This window comes from Rhizobium sp. A37_96, assembly GCF_053521765.1.
Genome location: NZ_JBNWDS010000021.1, coordinates 50,617 through 67,080, shown reverse-complemented (window position 1 = coordinate 67,080; position 16,464 = coordinate 50,617). Strand labels below are relative to the sequence as shown.

Genomic DNA, 16,464 nt, shown 5'->3' with positions numbered 1-16,464 from the left:
TCTCCTCAATATCGTGATCTCCTTCCGCCGCGCAAGCGCGCATCTCGGCTGTTGGGCGAAAGGAAGCGCGGCCATCGCAACCGTCTCGGCCCTGCTCGAAGCCGCGCGATGCCCTCGGCTTTCGCCACCCCGTCAACGACTGGAACCATATCTCCTTCTGCCAGATCACCGATCCGGTCCAGATGAAGGATGGCGTTCTCTGGGGAAAGAACGCCGTCGCCATTCGCCCCGGCAAGATCGACCGGTTCGTCGGGACATCGCTCATCGACACGGAATTCCATTGCAGCATCGACGGCACGGCTGCGATCAGCCCGATCATATCAGGCCGCGCATGGATCGTCGGCACGCACCAGCTCATGGTCGATCCCGATGATCCGTATCCCGGCCGGATACAGGCTCTCCGACACTTGGCCCATGGATCTCTAAAGGAAAGCCAACCTGCCGCGGAGGACGGCATTCACGGGAATTCCGTCCCTGGCAATCCCGGCTTCAGGCGTCGGATCAGCTCCCGACGCACATATCCATTAGAGCCATTTCGGCAGGCCTGCCGGAACCCGTCCCGCGACAGCCGCCTCCACGCAATCGGCGAGACTGCCGAAGCGCACGACACGGCCGCTGAGACCTGGTCCATAATGCGCATACTTGCCTGAATTCGTCATGACCGCGCGCGTTCCGGGCGGAAAGACCGGCTCCGAAATCGAGCACCAGCAAAGATCGGGCAGGACCTGCACCCCGCTGTCGCGCAGCCGTGCCAGCGTATCATCCGCCTCGGCAGCGGTAATGACGTCGCGTCCCGCCGTCACGATGACCATCACTCCCGGCAGGCGGCGCCGGCCCGCAAACGCGTCGGCAAGCGCACGACATTCCGCATGCGAGGCGTGCGGGCTGCCGATGGCAACAAGCTCGACCTCCTCCGGTCCTTCGTTCAGCATCTCCCAAGCGGCAGCCATGTCCGCGCGCGTAATAACGTGACGATCCGCGTTGGGATGCTCGGCATCGGCCGCCTCCGGCGTTACACCCTCGACATGCAGCATGGGAGCCGCAGACGTCGTGCCGAAGGCGGCGCAGAGCGCCTTCAGGTCGTCCCGCGAGGGGTTGCCGGCGGCAAGACCCCGCAGCAAAGGAATTCGATCCGGCGAAGCCTTTCCGGCGAGATAGCCGATGAGCGGCCAGAAGGCATCGTTGCGAGCTTCGGGCAGTTCCACATCGAGGACGCGGGTCGCTCTGCGGTTTTCATCCAGATAGACGCCTGAAAGCGGTGCCCGGCCCGTCAACGCGATACAGAGGTCGAGGAAATCGGGATGCTTCGCGGTGCGCGCGCCAAGCACGCTGTTGGCGAAAATGACGGCGTTGGACTCGGACCAGCCGATCGCCTCTCCGGCGCCCGGTGCGCTCTCCAGCAGATAAGGCGAGCAGGTAAAGGTCGGTCGGCAGCCCATGCGCACATAGGCGTCCGCCAGTCGTGCAGCCGGATCGCCGAAGGCTTCCGGGACGCCCTGGGATCGCCAGTTGGCGCGATCGACGGAAATTGCGTTCATCGTGGTTGGCACGCGCACGCGGCCGCCGAGCTCGACCATCTTTTCCGCAAAGGTCAGATTGGCGGGGCTTGCATAGATGCACCCGTCAATATGGCCCTGCGTCACATCGATCAGGGAGGTGGCACCTTGCTGTGCCGCCATCGCGGTCAATATCCGCATGGCCTGGGCAACCGCAACGCCTTCGCCGCCCTCCAGCATGGACCGGTCCGCCGCCGTCAGCGAAAGCGCCGAGGTGGCGGGCGGGAGAAGAGGTGTCGCCTGTCCGTCCGCGACGATGGCTGTCGCCTCGATCCGAAGGGTCTTTGCCTGTGACAGCCTGGCAAAGACGTCCGGACGCAGACGCACCACCGGCAACTGCCGGCCGAACATTTCCGCAGCAACGAGGGCGCCGAGCGTCAGCACATCCTCGTCTTCACAAAAGACCAAGGCAGCCGGCGCACGACCGGTCAGCGCGAGGTCAAGCAGCACGCCGGAACCGGTGCAGGAACCTCGGCTCGACGGCATCATCAGCACCGCGCCGGTAAGACATTCGCCGTGCAGGGGATGATGGATATCGATAACCTTGGCCGTGGCGGGATCGACCCCGCCCCAGAAGCTCAACGCTTCCCCCGTTGCAACGACCCGGCCCTCTGCCGTGCCGCTCATGATGCTGCGCGCAAATGCCGTATCGTTCATGTCACTATAATCCATATGCCGGAGGGTCATGATCGCCGATGCCGAAAAGCGTGCATGGCGGTATCCGTTTCTGTCAGAAGCGTTGCGGCGAGAATGGCGAGAGATCGATCGGCGGCATCCGCCCCGTCAGAAGGTCGGCGACGAGACGCGCCGTCCCTGCGGACTGGGTCAAACCGAGGTGGCCATGACCGAAGGCATAGATCACGTCCGGCGTGGCCCTGGCGCGACCGATGGCAGGCAGGCTGTCAGGCAATGACGGCCGAAAGCCCATCCATTGCTTTCCTCCATCCGGCTTGAGACCGGTCAGGAAGGCGCGTGCCTTCTGCAACATGGCCTCGGACCGACGAAAGTTCGGTGGCAGCGCCAACCCGCCAAGCTCCACCGCCCCACCGACACGGATACCGGTCGAGAGCTTGCTGACGACAAAGCCATGGCCACCGAAGGTTATCTGCGTGCGCAGGTCGAAGGCATCGGCCGGAAGCGTGGTATTGTAGCCGCGTTCGGTTTCAAGCGGAATGCGTTCGCCGAGCGTCCTGGCGATACGATGGGAGAAGGCGCCGGCCGCCAGGACGATCTTGCCCGCCTGACGCAGCTTTCCATCGGTCGCCATCATCTCGACCCCGCCGCTGACGGCGCGAAGAGCGGAAATCTCCGCCCTCTCGATGACGCCGCCCCGGCTGCGGAAATGTTCAGCCAGCGCCAGCGTATACAGCTTGGGATCAGCGATGGAATACCAGCCGGGCGTGAAGGTGCCGAGCACGAAGCGCGATGCCAAACCCGGCTGGATCGCCGCCATCTCGCCGGCCTTCAGATGCTGGAATTCGATGCCGTGGTTGCGGCGCACATCCCAGCCGGGCAGCGATGCCCGGAATTCCGCCTCGCTTTCATAGACCTGAAGATTGCCCTCCTTGCGAAGCATGGAGAGGGTCTCCGTCGCGGCAAGGAAAGGTTCCAGCTCCGCCTTGGAAAGATCCATCAGGCTTGTCTGGGCTGCCGTGGAATGGGCAACGCGCGACGGCTGGCAGGCCCGCCAGAACCGAAACATCCAGGGCGCGATCTGTAGCGCATAGGCCGGCGGCACCGACAGCGGCCCAAGCGGATCGAGCAGCCATTTCGGTGCCTTCTTGAGGATACCGGGAGAGGCAAGCGGCAGGATGTCCGTGAAGGCGAAGGCACCGGCATTGCCGGCGGAGGCGCCGGCAGCCGGTCCCTCGCGATCGACGACGACGACAGCGAGGCCGCGCGACTGAGCCGCGATCGCGGCGGAAAGGCCGACGACGCCGGCTCCGATGACAATAACGTCCGGTCTCGCCATCAACGTACGCTCGAAAGAAATTTCTGCGTTTCGGGATGTTGCGGCGCCCCGAAGATCTGTTCCGGCTTGCCGATTTCGGCCATCACGCCCTGATGGAAATAGGCGACGCGATCCGAGACATCGCGGGCGAACGCCATTTCATGCGTCACGCAGATCATGGTCATTCCCTCCTCCGCCAGCATCTTCAGCGTATCAAGCACCTCGCCGACAAGCATGGGATCGAGCGCCGACGTCACCTCATCAAACAACATGTATTCCGGCGACATGGCAAGCGCCCTTGCAATCGCCATGCGTTGCTGCTGGCCGCCCGACATGCGCGCCGGATAGACCGAGAGTTTTTCGGCAAGTCCGACATGGGTGAGTTGCTTGACCGCCATTTCCTCGGCCTGCTGCCGACCGAGGCCGAGCACCTTGCGCGGCGCAAGCATGACGTTTTCGAGCACGGTCAGATGCGGGAACGCATTCCATTGCTGGAAAACGATGCCGACCTTGCGGCGCAACTTGTTGAGATCCGTCGATTTGGCGTGCACCTCCGTCCCGTCGATGCGGATCCGCCCGGAATCGATGGGTTCAAGACCGTTGATGCAGGTCAGAAGTGTCGACTTGCCGGATCCCGACCCGCCTATGATGGTGACCACCTCGCCCTTGTTGACGGTGAGGTTGATCCCCTTCAGCACTTCGAGCGGGCCGAAGGACTTGCGGACATTTTCGATCTCAATCATTGGGGGACCACCGTTTTTCGAGATAACCGCCGAGGCGGGCGATCGGGAAGCTGATGATGAAGTAGATCACGCCGCAGATCGTCAGGATCAGCAGCGGCTCGTGCAGGCGGGTGACGAGAACCTGCGAGGCGCGCAGGAGTTCGATCAATCCCAGCCACAGGACCAGGGCGGAATCCTTCATGACTCCGAGCGAAAGACCGATCCACGAAGGAAGCGCCACGCGCGTTGCGAGCGGCGCCACGATATAGCACATGTCCTGCCGCCAGCTCATGCCGAGCGAGCGGGCGGCGCGGCGGGTATTGGGCGGTACGGCGGCGATGCCGCCACGCACGATCTCGGTGCAGTAAGCAGCCGTATAAAGCGACAACACCACGCAGGACGTGGTGAACGGTGCCCAGCCGAGCTTCAGTATGGCCTGCAGCGCATTGCCGAGAACCAGCTGAATGAGCAGTGGTACGGACCGAAACACATCGAGCATGAAGGTCAGCGGCGCCGACCAGATGGAACCGGCCTGGACGCGGATCACCCCGAAGACAACCCCGAGGATCGTGCCGGTCGCAACGGATACGCCGGTGACCACGAGCGTCATCCAGGCCCCTTTGGCAAGGAAGAGGAGGTCATTCCAGGTGAGGGCAGTATCGAACATCTCTCACCTCTTTCAATAGCGGAACATGCGCCAAGCGGCGAGCCGAGCAGCAAGCGTGACGAGCTTGGCGATCAGGTAATAGATCACGGCGGCCAGCGCGAAAAACTCGAAGGTTCGGAACGAACGCGCGTTCAATTCCTGCGTGACGCCGGCAAGGTCGGTGCTCATGCCGACGGTGACGCCGAGCGAGGTCATCAGGATCGCCCAGACCATCTGGTTGGTGACGGGCAGGAAGGCGATACGAAGCATCTGCGGCATGACGATCAGCCGAAAGGCTTGAAGCGAGGTCATTCCCAGAGAGCGGCCAGCGCGCGTCTGCGTGTCGGGGATCGCCTTGAGGGCGCCACGGAAGTTTTCAGCGAGATATCCGGCATTGTTGAAGGCGATGCCGGCCAGCAGCGCCGTATAGGGGCTGAGATGGATCCCGAAATTGCCGAGCCCGAAATGTGCCATGTAGATCTGGAAAAGGGCCGGCGTGTTGCGGGCGACCTCCACCCAGATCGAGGCGATACCGGAAAGCAGGCGGCTGCCGGAAAGCCTGAAGAGCGTGAGCGCGATGGCAAAGGCAAGTCCGACCGCCATGGACAGGATCGCGATCTGCAGGGTTACGACCGCGCCATCGAGCAGCTGCGGCAATACCTTGAAGGCCTGGTTCCAGTGGAAGGTGTAGCTGAACATGAACGTCCACCTTTCGGAAAGGTCAAACGGCGCGGCCATCATGGCCACGCCGTCGTTGAGAGCGATCCGACTAGCGATAGACGCCGTTTACGGTCAGTGCCGGCAGGGCACCGCCGACCCACTTTTCATAGAGTTCGGCATAGCGGCCCGTGCGGACCTGCTGATTGATGAACAGGTTGAGATAATTGATGAGGCCGTATTCTTCGCGGTTGGTGAAAAGCGCGACATAGTCCGTCTGGAACGGCGCCTTGCCGACGACGGAGACGCCGGGGAACTTTCCGGACTTGACGGTCGCCTGGGCAACGGTCGAGGTGGAAACGGTCGCATCGAGCTGGCCCTGGCTCAGCGCCAGGAACACGTCGGCCTGCGTCTGATACGGACGGAACTCTCCGGTGCCCCACTCCTTGACCTGCTTTTCGAGTGCGATCGCCTCAAAGGTGCCGGCGGTCGCGCCGACGGTCTTGCCCTTCATGTCCTCAAAGGACTTGATGCCAGATTTGTCGTTGGAGGTGACGGCCATTTCGAAGGCGAAATAGGGAATGGTCATGCCCACGGTCTTGGCACGCTCCAGCGTATCCGAGGTCGATGCAACGCCCACGTCCACGCGGCCGGACATCAGGGCCGGAATGCGCTCGGGAAACGGCGTTTCGACGATTTCGGCGGTGACGCCGAGCGCCTTGGCAAGATCGTTGCAATAGTCGACGTCGAAACCAATCGGATTGTTGTTCTCGTCGCGCGAGCCCATGGGCGGGAAGTCCAGCACGACGGCGCAACGCAGCGTTCCCGAAGAGATGATGTCGTCCAGCTTGTCGGCCTTGGCCGGCGAGATGACGGAAGCGGCGGCCAGAAGGCCAAATGCGATGACCATTTTTTTCATTAGAATTTGTTCTCCCAGTTTGGTCGGCCATTTGCGACCGCGGCCAATAAACGCTTTTTGCCGACGTAAATCAAATTGAAAATACATATAGTATACAAAAAGAATTTCATCGTACCAAACGCCTGTGAGCAACGGTTTGCCTCTTCGAGCCGGTAAAGAGGCAACACCCCGCCCCATCGCCAGCCGGTCGCCGGCGATGTTCGCGCGCGATAGTGATGTCGTTCAGAAGAGACGATCAGTCCGCAAGGTCGCCGGAAAGCAGCCCGGCCGGCATGTTCTGATAGGATACCGGGCGCAGGAAACGCCGGATCGACAAGGTGCCGACGCTGGTCGCGCCAAAATTCGTCGATGCCGGATAAGGGCCGCCGTGAACCATGGAATCCACCACCTCGACGCCGGTCGGGAAGCCATTGACCAGCACGCGCCCGGCCTTGCGCTCCAGCACCGGCAGAAGACGGCGCGCCGCGGCGATATCGTCTCCATCCATATGCAGGGTCACGGTCAACTGGCCAGCGAAGCCACGAGCGAGCCTTTCCATTTCATCGAGTGAGCCGACACGCACCACAAGCCCAAGCGGGCCGAACACTTCCTCTCCCAGCAGATGATCTGCAAGGAAGGCCGCTGCCGTCGTTTCGAACAGGTTGGGGGCGGCGCTGCGCCCGGATTGCTCGGTGACGAGGAGAGGCCTGATCCCGTCGCGGGACGCCAAGCGCTGCTGGCCGGCGCGATAAGCTTTGGCAATCCCGTCGGTCAGCATGGTTTGCGGCGCCATTCCGGCAAGCGTCTCGACTGTCGCCTTTACGAAGCGGTCGGCATCGGCGCCATCCAATACCACCGCGATGCCGGGATTGGTGCAGAACTGACCGGCGCCCATCGCCAGCGACCCTGCCCAGCCCTGCCCCATGGCTTCCGCGCGCGCCTGCATGGCGTGCGGAAGCACGAACATCGGGTTGACCGAACCAAGCTCGCCGAAGAATGGAATAGGCTCCGGCCGCGCGGCGCAAAGATCGAACAATGCACGACCGCCCGCAAGCGAACCGGTGAAGCCGACTGCCTTGATCATCGGATGCTGTACGAGAGCGTGGCCTACCTCGCGGCTGCCGCCCTGGATCAGCGAGAAGACCCCGGGATGCATGCCCGTCCTGCGGATGGCAGCATCGATCGCCTCCGCTACAATTTCGCCGGTACCGGGATGGGCGGAGTGTCCCTTGACCACGACCGGGCAACCGGCCGCAAGAGCCGCTGCCGTGTCGCCGCCTGCCGTCGAGAAGGCGAGCGGAAAATTGGACGCACCAAAGACCGCGACCGGACCAATGGGCCGCTGAAGCAGTCGGATGTCCGGGCGCGGCGCCGGCTTGCGATCCGGCAAAGCCGCATCGAAGCGCCGATCGAGATAGTCGCCCTTTTCGATATGATCGGCAAACAGACGCAACTGGCCGACCGTTCGGCCGCGCTCACCTTCCAGGCGCGCTTCCGGCAGGCCGGTTTCCTGGCTGCCGATCATGGTAATGGCTGCGCCCCGCGCCTCGATCTCCTCCGCGATGACACGCAGGAAGGCTGCGCGCGTGCCGCGTGTCGAATAGCCATAGCTCCAGAAAGCGTCTTCCGCCGCCTCGCAGGCACGGGCAACTAGTTCCACCGTACCGATGGAAAAATCATGCGGCCGGCCATGCGCCGGCACGGAGGGAAAATGCCCCTCGCCCTCAAGCCATTCACCTGCAATCAGATGTTTTCCGTGAGGCGTGAAATCCATGATCTTCCCTTTCCCTTGCCGATGCGCTGAAATGCGTGGTAGCGTTGCTTTATGCGTGTCGATTTTTTGTATACTTTTTGTATTTACAATTTTCGCACCTAAGATGCAAGCAAGCGAACCATGGGAGAATTCAGATGAGCGACGTCACCACCTTGACGCCGGACGCGCTGCAAGGCCGCGTCGTGGCGATCCTTTCGAAAGCCGGCCTCAGCGAGCAGCAGGCCGCCGCAATCGCACGGGTCATCGTCGCCGGCGAGCGCGACGCCTGCAAATCCCACGGCATCTACCGCATCGAAGGCGTTCTGCGCGCGGTCAAGGCCGGCAAGGCGCGGCCGGATGCAGTGCCGGTGCTGGAACAGCGCGATGACTCCGCCATAGTACGCGTCGATGCCAAGAGCGGCTTCTCGAATGCCGCCTTCGAGCTCGGCGCACCGGTGCTTGCCGAGCGGGCTCGCCGCTTCGGCATTGCCGCGCTCGCCATCAACGACTGCACGCACTTCGCAGCCCTTTGGCCGGAAGTGGAAGCCTTGACGGATCGAGGTCTTGCGGCCTTCGCCATGTGCCCGAGCTATTCCACGGTAGCGCCTGCCGGCGGCACTGCCCCCCTTTTGGGGACGAACCCGTTCGCCTTCGGCTGGCCGCGCCTCGACAGTCCGCCTTATGTCTTCGACTTCGCCACTTCCGTTGCCGCGCGCGGCGAGATCGAGCTGCATCGCCGGGCCGGCAAGTCTCTGCCGGAGGGCTGGGCCATAGATGCCGATGGCCAACCGACCACGGATCCGGAAGCGGCTCTCGCCGGCGCGATGCTGCCTTTCGGAGGCCATAAGGGTTCGGCCATCGGCACGATGATCGAGCTTCTGGCGGGTGTTATGATCGGTGATTTCACCAGCCGCGAAGCACTCGACTACCTGGGGTCGACGGCGTTTGCCCCACGGCACGGCGAACTGATCGTCGCCTTCTCGCCGGAAGCCTTCTCAGCCGGCAGGCCCGGCAATCCGCTTGCCCGCGCCGAAACGCTGTTCGAAGCGATCGCCGGCCAGGGCGCCCGCCTCCCCTCGCAGCGCCGTTTCGCCGCCCGCGCTCGCGCGCAAAAAGAGGGTATCCCGCTGACATCAGATGAAATCCGCCAGCTCGACCGGCTTCAGGAACTCGGCCTCGATGCCGTGGCCTGAGTGGTCCCGCCCATGTCGAAGCATGGGCGGGAAACCCGCATGGAACAATAAAAAGGGGCCCTCTCGAAGGCCCCCTTTTTTATGACTAAGCTGTAACGACGGCCTCAGGCCTTGTACTTTTCCACCGCGCCGGGAAGCTTGCTCCACTCGGCGTACCATGTGTTGAACAGCTTGAATTGCGCCTCGACGTAACCACGCTGGCTTTCATTCAGGGCATCGCTTTCGTTGAAGTGGAGTTCGTACTCCCTGTCTCCCTTCAGCACCATCATGTGCTTGAAGAAGAGAACCAGATCCGGACCTTCGTCGAAGGACGACAGGATGGCAAGCGCCTGCTCGAGTTCAAGCGCGCGCTGGCGCGCATCGACGTCGCCTGTGGCAGCAGCCTGTGCGAGATTGCAAAGATGGATGACTTCCTTGGGCAGAACGTTGCCGATGCCTGTGATGGCGCCGGTTGCGCCGCAGTTGACGAAACCGTGGAAGACGGCCGTGTCGACGCCGATCATCAGCGATACGTCGTCATCGCGGCTGGTGATGTTTTCGGCGGCATAACGCATATCGGCCGGGCCACCGAACTCCTTGAAGCCGACGAGGTTGGCATGCTCGGCCCGCAATGCGAAAAACAGATCGGCACGCGTCGCAAAGCCATAATAAGGGCTGTTGTAGATGACGGCCGGAAGATCCGGCGCGGCGGTCAGGATTGCCTTGAAATGCGACTTCTGGGCAGCGATCACCGAACCGCGCGACAGGACGCGGGGAATGACCATCAGGCCCTGAGCGCCGACCTTCTGTGCATGCGCGGCATGGGCGACGGCCGATGCCGTGTTGACGGCGCCGGTGCCGACGATGACGGGCACGCCCGCTTTGACCAGGCGCTCGACGCCTTCCATGCGCTGCGCGTCGGTCAGGAGCGGCCAATCGCCCATCGAGCCGCAATACACCACTGCCGACATGCCATCGGCGATCAATTGCTTGCCCTTGCGCACAAGCGCGTCGAAATCGGGGCTGCGATCGGCTTTGCACGGGGTCATCAGGGCGGGGATCACGCCGGAGAAAATGCTGGACTTCATCTGTCTATCCTCTTGGCTGGGGGTGGATCGGCAACCAGCCCAGCCGCGTTCGCCGCCGTGCCTTACCGTCTTTGCAACATTGATATACCTTTGTATTTAATTTGTCGACAAGAAATATGCAAAGCTACAGCTGGATATCGAGACGGTCTCCACGCACCAGCAATTTCTGGACCTGGCTGACGATCTGTTCCGCATGCTCGCGCGCAAGACGTTCGGCAAGCTCCGTATCGCGCGCGGCGACAGCCGCGATGATTTCGTCGTGCTCCTCGACGAAGCGGCGTGGCAGGCGATCATTATAAGATTGATAGTAGAGGCGCAGAATGCGCCGGCCCTCATTCAATAGCCGTGTGAAAAGGCCGGTGAAATAGGGATTGCGGCCAGCCTCGGCGATCGCAAGATGCAGCGCGGCATTGGTGGAGATCATGGCGAGCGCATCCTGTGCCTCGACTGCGGCCGCGAATTCCGCCTGGAGAGCCCGCACGACCTCCAGATCCTCCGGCCGGTGGTATTTGGCGGCAAGCTGCGTCGTGACCCGGTACATCAGGACAAGCGCGTCGAAATAGCTATGCATGTTGAGGAAATCGATCGGCGACACCATCGTCGAGCGGTTGGGCAGCGTATCGATCAGCCCCTCGCCTGCGAGCCGCACCAGCGCTTCGCGGATCGGCGTGCGCGACATACCGAAACGCTCGGAAAGCTGCACCTCGTCGATAGGACTGCCCGGCGGCAGTTCCAGATCCAGAATCTCGTCCCGCAAGATATCATAGACCACCTTCACGCCGGAGCCGCGCTTGCGCTCGTTTCTGAGGCTTGTTTCATTATCCATGGTTTGCCGACCTCTTCTTTCAGGGTGAGAAATAAAGGGGCGTGTCCGGTAAATCAACGGCACTCTGCGCTCCCGCAGCTCTCAAACGAAGCTGGGTTCGGCATTTGATCGGGACAATCATGATTAGGGCTTGCGGCATTGGAGTGCTGGATCGGGGTTCCTCGGCCGGCCGGCGCCTCCGCGGTTCAATACGCTGACAACCGATCGAGGTTCACTCGCCTTCGCATCTAGCAGATCACGCTTCGGGATGGCATCCATCAGATGCTTACCCAAAAGAGAATTACCGACAAATGATCGTTTGGTAAGCGGCAAGCGCCATTAACTTTGCGAAAATTTGCGCGTATGAGTGGATGAAAAAATGACTTATGCACGGTTGCTATGGGGATAGCTTGGAGGGAGCGGCACCACAATAAAAATTGCGAACGGCGAGGGTCGGATACTGAAATAGAGGTCATAGCCCGCACAGATCTCACCCGAGACGACGGGCAAGTTCCAGCACAGAAATAGAAAATGGGAGCAGAATGAAAAAGCTTATGGTTCTGGCGGCCATCGGTACGCTGGTTTTTTCCGGGCCGTCGATGGCCGCATCCGTCACAAGCAAGGGCGGTTACGAATACGATAAGAATATGTTGAGCGACCCGTCGGCTCTCAACTGGAACATCGAGGCATGCAGTCACGGCGCCATTACACCTGAAATCCAGGCGCAACTCGCCAGACTCATGGGCGTTTCCGGAGCCGATGTCCGACGCGAGTTTTGCCGCCGCGTGCTCACCGCTTACGCAAAAGGTGCCATTCCCTACGAGGACTACGTTCAGTTTGCCCAAAGCCACGTTATGGTTCCGAGCATTTTGCGGGCATTGAGGATCGCCGGTTCGCGTCCTCTGAAACCGCAGGGTCGCGACAGAGGCGACATCGTCCTTCCTGTTTCAGCAAGAATGGACTCTGGCGAGACATTCAAAGGCTCGACCATAGCGTCACACGGCAACGGCCGCTTCTCGGTGCTATCGTCACGCCGCTCGGTGAAATGTTCAGGCACCTACGACCTGAGTGACCGCCGCCCGACAGTCACTCTTCCGGTCAAATGCTCGGATGGCCGTACCGGGAAAGTCGAGGTGACAAGAGAGCCCGACCTCATGTCAGCCTGGGGGAAGGTGAAGCTGTCAGACGGGAGCACCGGGCGACTGACCGTCGGCAAACGACAGTGACCGCGTGGCGTGGGGTTTTGACCCTGCGTACCCGGCCGGCTGCTATCGAACGCATCAAACGCCGGCTGGCTCAATAGCTTGAGAACATGGTTAACGCTCTCTTTAAGTGAAGCTATTCGCCAATTTACTTCCGCCATTCATGCATGGCGTCATACATGTATTTCATGCAAGTATGAATGAAGCTATCGCCCGCCCGGCCGAGAAGATGGCTCTCATTTTGTGGAAGGCAGTATGACCACTGCCTTCCAGCCTGGCTCAAAGAGCTTTGCGCAGTGCGTAAACCCACCTTACTTTGACTGGGATTGCAGGCTCTTCATCGCTTCGAGGTCTTCGTGCGAGACGAACTCGCAAGCCAGCAAGGTCTTGCCCGGGAAGGCTGCCGACTCTCGGGCGATGACGGATACGATACCCATGTCGGCGGCAGGCTGCTCTGCCTTTGCCAACGCGCGTCCGTATGATTTCGTCGCGGTTCCGAAGAGATTGCCAAGGCCGTCCGATGACAGGTGATAAGACTTGGCAAGATCGTCGGCACGCAGACCCTCCACCAGCACACCGAAGCTGGTGCCGGCGAAGACGACTTCGTCCGTCTTGAAGCCTTGCCTGCCGAAGTCCGCGGGCAGTTTATAGACGGCCGCAGTCATGAGTGACGTATCGGCCTTCGCGAGCTTTTCGGCCTCATCGTACATTCTCGTGGCGGAGGCTGTCGAATATGGCGGCTTGCAAAGTGCGGCATCGAAGAAAGTCGATTTCTCGAACGCGAGGGCATTCGAGCCGAGCGAAAGAGCAAGAACGGTGCCGAGTGACAGAGATGCTGTTATATTCAAGATATGGTCCCAGATGACGGTTGAATCATGCGAGCTTGGGTTTCCGATCACGCCATTGCATGTACCGTCGCAGCAGGCACGAGCCAAGCCGCTTCTTACGGCTATCTCCAGAATCTTCGTCATTGTTCGCGTCTCCTATCGATGTGCCCATGGAGCGAACCCGAACGAATGCCGATGTTGCTTCTGATGACGAGCCGCCTCGCTTCGAGGCGTTGACCGACAGCACGTTCGCCTCGGTCGCACTCCGGAGGACAGGTGGGCAACCTGCCCCTTCATGGTGCCATTCCAATCGAATCCGATCCTGATGCAGACAAGCACGCATTATCAGATGGCCAAGAAATCCCGGCCTGCTTCGATCCGATTGCACGACGGCGCGTCGTGCCCCTCCCCTTCTGTCGCCCCGTTCGAGTGAACCTGATCTCCTCTCTCGACAGATGGAGGTGCGGATAATGAGAAAATGTGGGGATGGCTATTACGGAAGATGATTGCGGCCCCGCATTCGCCGCGGACAACCAATACGCACCATGCGCCGCCGCGATGGCTTCGGCGGAACGATGCGGCGGTCCGTCGCTGTACACTCTTACATTGATTGATGAGCCGTTCAGAAGATGTGCCGGTCGGAAAATCGCGCCTGGCGCATTGCAACGCTGTTGCCGTGTCAAACGAAAATCGAGGCATGCGACACTGCGACACTTTTGCAAGCTGCCTGTTACGGATTACAGCTTAAGCGAAGGAGCGCCGCGTACGCGGTACATCTCGCGGCATGGCGAAAGCTAACCGCACAATCATAAAATCCCGTTAACCAAACTTGCTGAGTGCAACGCCACCCAATATATGGTCATCGACTTGGTTTGAGGGCAAATAGCGAGGACGGATTTCTTTCCGTTCCGTCAAAATCACTTCACAATCAATCCGTAATTGATTTGCACGCAGAGGAACGATTTCATGGAAGAACCTTGGACGACCAATCGCGGACCGATCGCCGCGACCGAGCTCGACGTGAAGAAGGCGGCCGCGATCAACTCGCTCTTGCTTCGCCCGATCGACATCCTGCCCGCAAAGGCCGGCGATACGATCCGTCCTTTCGCGCTCGGCCTCTGGAACGAAATCCGGCCGCTTCTGAAACCCGACGTGCCGGTCATGTCGTTGCGCCGCTCCACCAGCGCGTTTCTCCATTCCAAACGATATTATTATGCTTGCGCTCAATCTGACTCGATGCGGCATGATCTCGCCGGCAATCCCGTCGAGCCGCTTTCGGCTGAGGACAGGCTTGCCGCTCAGGAGCGACTGAATGCGCTGCGGCAGGCACCCGCCAAGTCCAGTACCCATCGCGACGAGCCGGCTCCCCCACCGCCCGCCGTCAGCAAGGCCGAACTCATTCGCGCGTCGCTCCTCGGTCGCAGCAAACGGTCCGATCGCGTCGCCCGCTGACGCGTGGTCGCTTATAGCCGCGCAAACCTCATCAAAATGAAATCGACAAGCCGTCCGCTGGAAAGCGATGCTTAACCAGCGCTGACGGTTAAGGTTTCTACTCCACTCGACTGAGCATCCTACGGCCGAAGACGGGAACGCCTTCGTTTTTGGCCAGCAGCAAACGGCACTTGAAATGCGCCGGTAGTCCGCGGACTACCGGATAAAATGCGCCCCTATCGAAAAGAAGGGCTTGCTCCGCGCAATCGCCATCACCATCGAATTACGACAGGCCCGTCACCGCTGTAGTCCGCGGACTACAGCGTGCGCGATGCTAACGCACCCGGCATCCGAATCACCGTGCGGTCGCGCCTGCTCTGAACCGACGAGATAGTAAAGCGCCGCTCGGCAAACGTGGCGGCACCCTGTTGATGCACGAAAAACCACTCAAAAGCTGCCTTTTATCTAAGCATTTGTAAAACGGACACGAATCGGCGCATATTATAACTGCGTAGTTCAGTAGCATTCCGTCACAATTGCGCAGTTAATTGGGAAAATAACGATGCAGCCGAGTCTCGCGCTCCAAGAAGATCAAGAGCACCTTCCAACGCTTCTGGCGACAGATGCGCAAGAATTGTCGTATCAGCTCCAGCAGCATCAGGCAAAGATCTTCCCGCCGCAGTCACAGAAAACTATGCGGATGTTCTCGCCAGCCGAGGCTGCCGCGTTCATCGGTATTGGAGAGGGCTATCTTCGCCAGATCGCAGCCGAGGGCCACGGACCGGATCCGCTTGCCAACGGACGGCGGCTTTATGCGGCGGAGGATATGGACCGGATCCGCAAGGTTCTGGACGAACGGAACGGAACACCGAAATACGTGCCGTGGCGCCGCGGGTCTGAAAAACTCCAGGTCATCTCGGTCATGAATTTCAAGGGCGGTTCGGGCAAGACCACCACCGCCGCTCACCTCGCCCAGTATCTGGCGCTGAGGGGCTATCGCGTACTTGCGATCGATCTCGATCCCCAGGCGTCTCTGTCGGCCCTCTTCGGGCATCAGCCAGAGATCGATGTCGGTGAAAACGAAACGCTCTACGGCGCAATTCGCTATGAAGAGCCCCGCCCGATCGCTGACATCGTTCGTTCGACCTATACGCCGAACATGCATTTGATCCCCGGAAATCTCGAGCTCATGGAATTCGAGCACGAGACACCACGAGCAATGGCGGCGGGTCGGGCCGAAACGATGTTCTTTGCGCGCATTGGCGAAGTTCTGACCGAGATCGAGAGTTTCTACGACGTGGTGGTCATCGACTGCCCGCCGCAGCTCGGTTTTCTGACGATGTCCGCGCTCTGCGCTGCGACATCGATCCTCATCACCGTTCACCCGCAGATGCTCGACGTCATGTCGATGTCGCAGTTCCTCACCATGACCAGCGAACTCATGTCCGTGGTCGAAAAGGCAGGCGGCCGCACCAGCTATGACTGGATGCGCTATCTCGTCACGCGCTTCGAGCCCAATGACGGGCCGCAAAGCCAGATGACCGGTTTCATGAGAGCCATCTTCGGTAACCGGATGCTTCAGAACGCCATGGTCAAGTCGACGGCCGTTGCCGATGCCGGCGTCACCAAACAAACCCTTTATGAGGTCGATCGTGCTCAGTTCACCAGGGGCACCTACGACCGCGCTATGGATTCGCTCAATCTCGTCAACAGCGAGATCGAGACGCATATCCGCCTGACCTGGGGAAGGAAATAA

General features: G+C 60.8%; 14 protein-coding genes and 1 pseudogene. 5 read left to right on the top strand and 10 right to left on the bottom strand.

Annotation, left to right across the window (positions count from 1 at the left end; genetic code table 11):
* Window positions 1-107: 107 nt before the first annotated feature.
* A pseudogene (locus ACQZ6J_RS30850) lies at window positions 108-426 on the top strand (proline racemase family protein); the annotation flags it as partial.
* Window positions 427-524: 98 nt separating this feature from the next.
* Here ACQZ6J_RS30850 and lhpI read toward each other — a convergent pair.
* From lhpI to ACQZ6J_RS30815, 7 genes are all read right to left on the bottom strand, one after another.
* Window positions 525-2,213: a cis-3-hydroxy-L-proline dehydratase gene (gene lhpI / locus ACQZ6J_RS30845; protein ID WP_449086814.1), complete on the bottom strand. Its 1,689-nt coding sequence runs from the start codon at window positions 2,211-2,213 to the stop codon at window positions 525-527.
* 73 nt (window positions 2,214-2,286) lie between these two features.
* Window positions 2,287-3,528, bottom strand: coding sequence for an NAD(P)/FAD-dependent oxidoreductase (locus ACQZ6J_RS30840; RefSeq protein WP_449086813.1), 1,242 nt, complete (start codon window positions 3,526-3,528; stop codon window positions 2,287-2,289).
* A complete protein-coding gene (locus ACQZ6J_RS30835) occupies window positions 3,528-4,250 on the bottom strand; it encodes an amino acid ABC transporter ATP-binding protein (protein ID WP_163993005.1) in 723 nt (240 codons plus the stop codon). Before ACQZ6J_RS30835 ends, ACQZ6J_RS30840 begins: the two co-directional genes overlap by 1 nt.
* Window positions 4,243-4,896, bottom strand: coding sequence for an amino acid ABC transporter permease (locus tag ACQZ6J_RS30830; protein WP_449086812.1), 654 nt, complete (start codon window positions 4,894-4,896; stop codon window positions 4,243-4,245). Before ACQZ6J_RS30830 ends, ACQZ6J_RS30835 begins: the two co-directional genes overlap by 8 nt.
* A gap of 12 nt (window positions 4,897-4,908) precedes the next feature.
* Entirely contained in the window at window positions 4,909-5,574 is a 666-nt protein-coding gene (locus ACQZ6J_RS30825; RefSeq protein ID WP_163993001.1) for an amino acid ABC transporter permease, read from the bottom strand.
* A gap of 70 nt (window positions 5,575-5,644) precedes the next feature.
* On the bottom strand, window positions 5,645-6,451 hold the full coding sequence (locus ACQZ6J_RS30820; protein ID WP_449086811.1) for an ABC transporter substrate-binding protein: 807 nt from the start codon (window positions 6,449-6,451) through the stop codon (window positions 5,645-5,647).
* A gap of 235 nt (window positions 6,452-6,686) precedes the next feature.
* Window positions 6,687-8,204: an aldehyde dehydrogenase (NADP(+)) gene (locus ACQZ6J_RS30815; protein WP_449086810.1), complete on the bottom strand. Its 1,518-nt coding sequence runs from the start codon at window positions 8,202-8,204 to the stop codon at window positions 6,687-6,689.
* Window positions 8,205-8,338: 134 nt separating this feature from the next.
* On the opposite strand from ACQZ6J_RS30815, the gene ACQZ6J_RS30810 reads away from it, so the two are divergent.
* Window positions 8,339-9,376 carry an Ldh family oxidoreductase gene (locus ACQZ6J_RS30810; protein ID WP_449086809.1) on the top strand — a complete coding sequence of 346 codons (1,038 nt, stop codon included), beginning with the start codon at window positions 8,339-8,341 and terminating at the stop codon, window positions 9,374-9,376.
* A 104-nt stretch (window positions 9,377-9,480) separates the two neighbouring features.
* Here ACQZ6J_RS30810 and ACQZ6J_RS30805 read toward each other — a convergent pair whose 3' ends face one another.
* Together ACQZ6J_RS30805 and ACQZ6J_RS30800 are read right to left on the bottom strand one after the other, a co-directional pair.
* Entirely contained in the window at window positions 9,481-10,443 is a 963-nt protein-coding gene (locus ACQZ6J_RS30805; protein WP_449086808.1) for a dihydrodipicolinate synthase family protein, read from the bottom strand.
* A gap of 124 nt (window positions 10,444-10,567) precedes the next feature.
* The gene (locus ACQZ6J_RS30800) at window positions 10,568-11,269 is read right to left on the bottom strand and encodes a GntR family transcriptional regulator (RefSeq protein ID WP_163992992.1); all 702 of its coding nucleotides are present in this window, start codon (window positions 11,267-11,269) and stop codon (window positions 10,568-10,570) included.
* Between the two features lie 521 nt (window positions 11,270-11,790).
* Here ACQZ6J_RS30800 and ACQZ6J_RS30795 point away from each other — a divergent pair.
* A complete protein-coding gene (locus ACQZ6J_RS30795) occupies window positions 11,791-12,474 on the top strand; it encodes a hypothetical protein (protein ID WP_449086807.1) in 684 nt (227 codons plus the stop codon).
* Window positions 12,475-12,761: 287 nt separating this feature from the next.
* On the opposite strand, the gene ACQZ6J_RS30790 is transcribed toward ACQZ6J_RS30795, so the two are convergent.
* Entirely contained in the window at window positions 12,762-13,421 is a 660-nt protein-coding gene (locus ACQZ6J_RS30790; RefSeq protein WP_449086806.1) for a hypothetical protein, read from the bottom strand.
* Window positions 13,422-14,243: 822 nt separating this feature from the next.
* Between ACQZ6J_RS30790 and ACQZ6J_RS30785 the strand changes: the two genes are divergently transcribed.
* The gene (locus ACQZ6J_RS30785) at window positions 14,244-14,729 is read left to right on the top strand and encodes a ProQ/FINO family protein (RefSeq protein ID WP_449086805.1); all 486 of its coding nucleotides are present in this window, start codon (window positions 14,244-14,246) and stop codon (window positions 14,727-14,729) included.
* A 541-nt stretch (window positions 14,730-15,270) separates the two neighbouring features.
* Window positions 15,271-16,464, top strand: coding sequence for a plasmid partitioning protein RepA (gene repA, locus ACQZ6J_RS30780; protein WP_449086804.1), 1,194 nt, complete (start codon window positions 15,271-15,273; stop codon window positions 16,462-16,464).

Excerpts from the sequence above, each read along its gene's own strand:
- lhpI (WP_449086814.1), bottom strand. The coding sequence starts at position 2,213 with ATGAACGATACGGCATTTGCGCGCAGCATCATGAGCGGCACGGCAGAG.
- ACQZ6J_RS30840 (WP_449086813.1), bottom strand. The coding sequence starts at position 3,528 with ATGGCGAGACCGGACGTTATTGTCATCGGAGCCGGCGTCGTCGGCCTT.
- ACQZ6J_RS30835 (WP_163993005.1), bottom strand. The coding sequence starts at position 4,250 with ATGATTGAGATCGAAAATGTCCGCAAGTCCTTCGGCCCGCTCGAAGTG.
- ACQZ6J_RS30830 (WP_449086812.1), bottom strand. The coding sequence starts at position 4,896 with ATGTTCGATACTGCCCTCACCTGGAATGACCTCCTCTTCCTTGCCAAA.
- ACQZ6J_RS30825 (WP_163993001.1), bottom strand. The coding sequence starts at position 5,574 with ATGTTCAGCTACACCTTCCACTGGAACCAGGCCTTCAAGGTATTGCCG.
- ACQZ6J_RS30820 (WP_449086811.1), bottom strand. The coding sequence starts at position 6,451 with ATGAAAAAAATGGTCATCGCATTTGGCCTTCTGGCCGCCGCTTCCGTC.
- ACQZ6J_RS30815 (WP_449086810.1), bottom strand. The coding sequence starts at position 8,204 with ATGGATTTCACGCCTCACGGAAAACATCTGATTGCAGGTGAATGGCTT.
- ACQZ6J_RS30810 (WP_449086809.1), top strand. The coding sequence starts at position 8,339 with ATGAGCGACGTCACCACCTTGACGCCGGACGCGCTGCAAGGCCGCGTC.
- ACQZ6J_RS30805 (WP_449086808.1), bottom strand. The coding sequence starts at position 10,443 with ATGAAGTCCAGCATTTTCTCCGGCGTGATCCCCGCCCTGATGACCCCG.
- ACQZ6J_RS30800 (WP_163992992.1), bottom strand. The coding sequence starts at position 11,269 with ATGGATAATGAAACAAGCCTCAGAAACGAGCGCAAGCGCGGCTCCGGC.
- ACQZ6J_RS30795 (WP_449086807.1), top strand. The coding sequence starts at position 11,791 with ATGAAAAAGCTTATGGTTCTGGCGGCCATCGGTACGCTGGTTTTTTCC.
- ACQZ6J_RS30790 (WP_449086806.1), bottom strand. The coding sequence starts at position 13,421 with ATGACGAAGATTCTGGAGATAGCCGTAAGAAGCGGCTTGGCTCGTGCC.
- ACQZ6J_RS30785 (WP_449086805.1), top strand. The coding sequence starts at position 14,244 with ATGGAAGAACCTTGGACGACCAATCGCGGACCGATCGCCGCGACCGAG.
- repA (WP_449086804.1), top strand. The coding sequence starts at position 15,271 with ATGCAGCCGAGTCTCGCGCTCCAAGAAGATCAAGAGCACCTTCCAACG.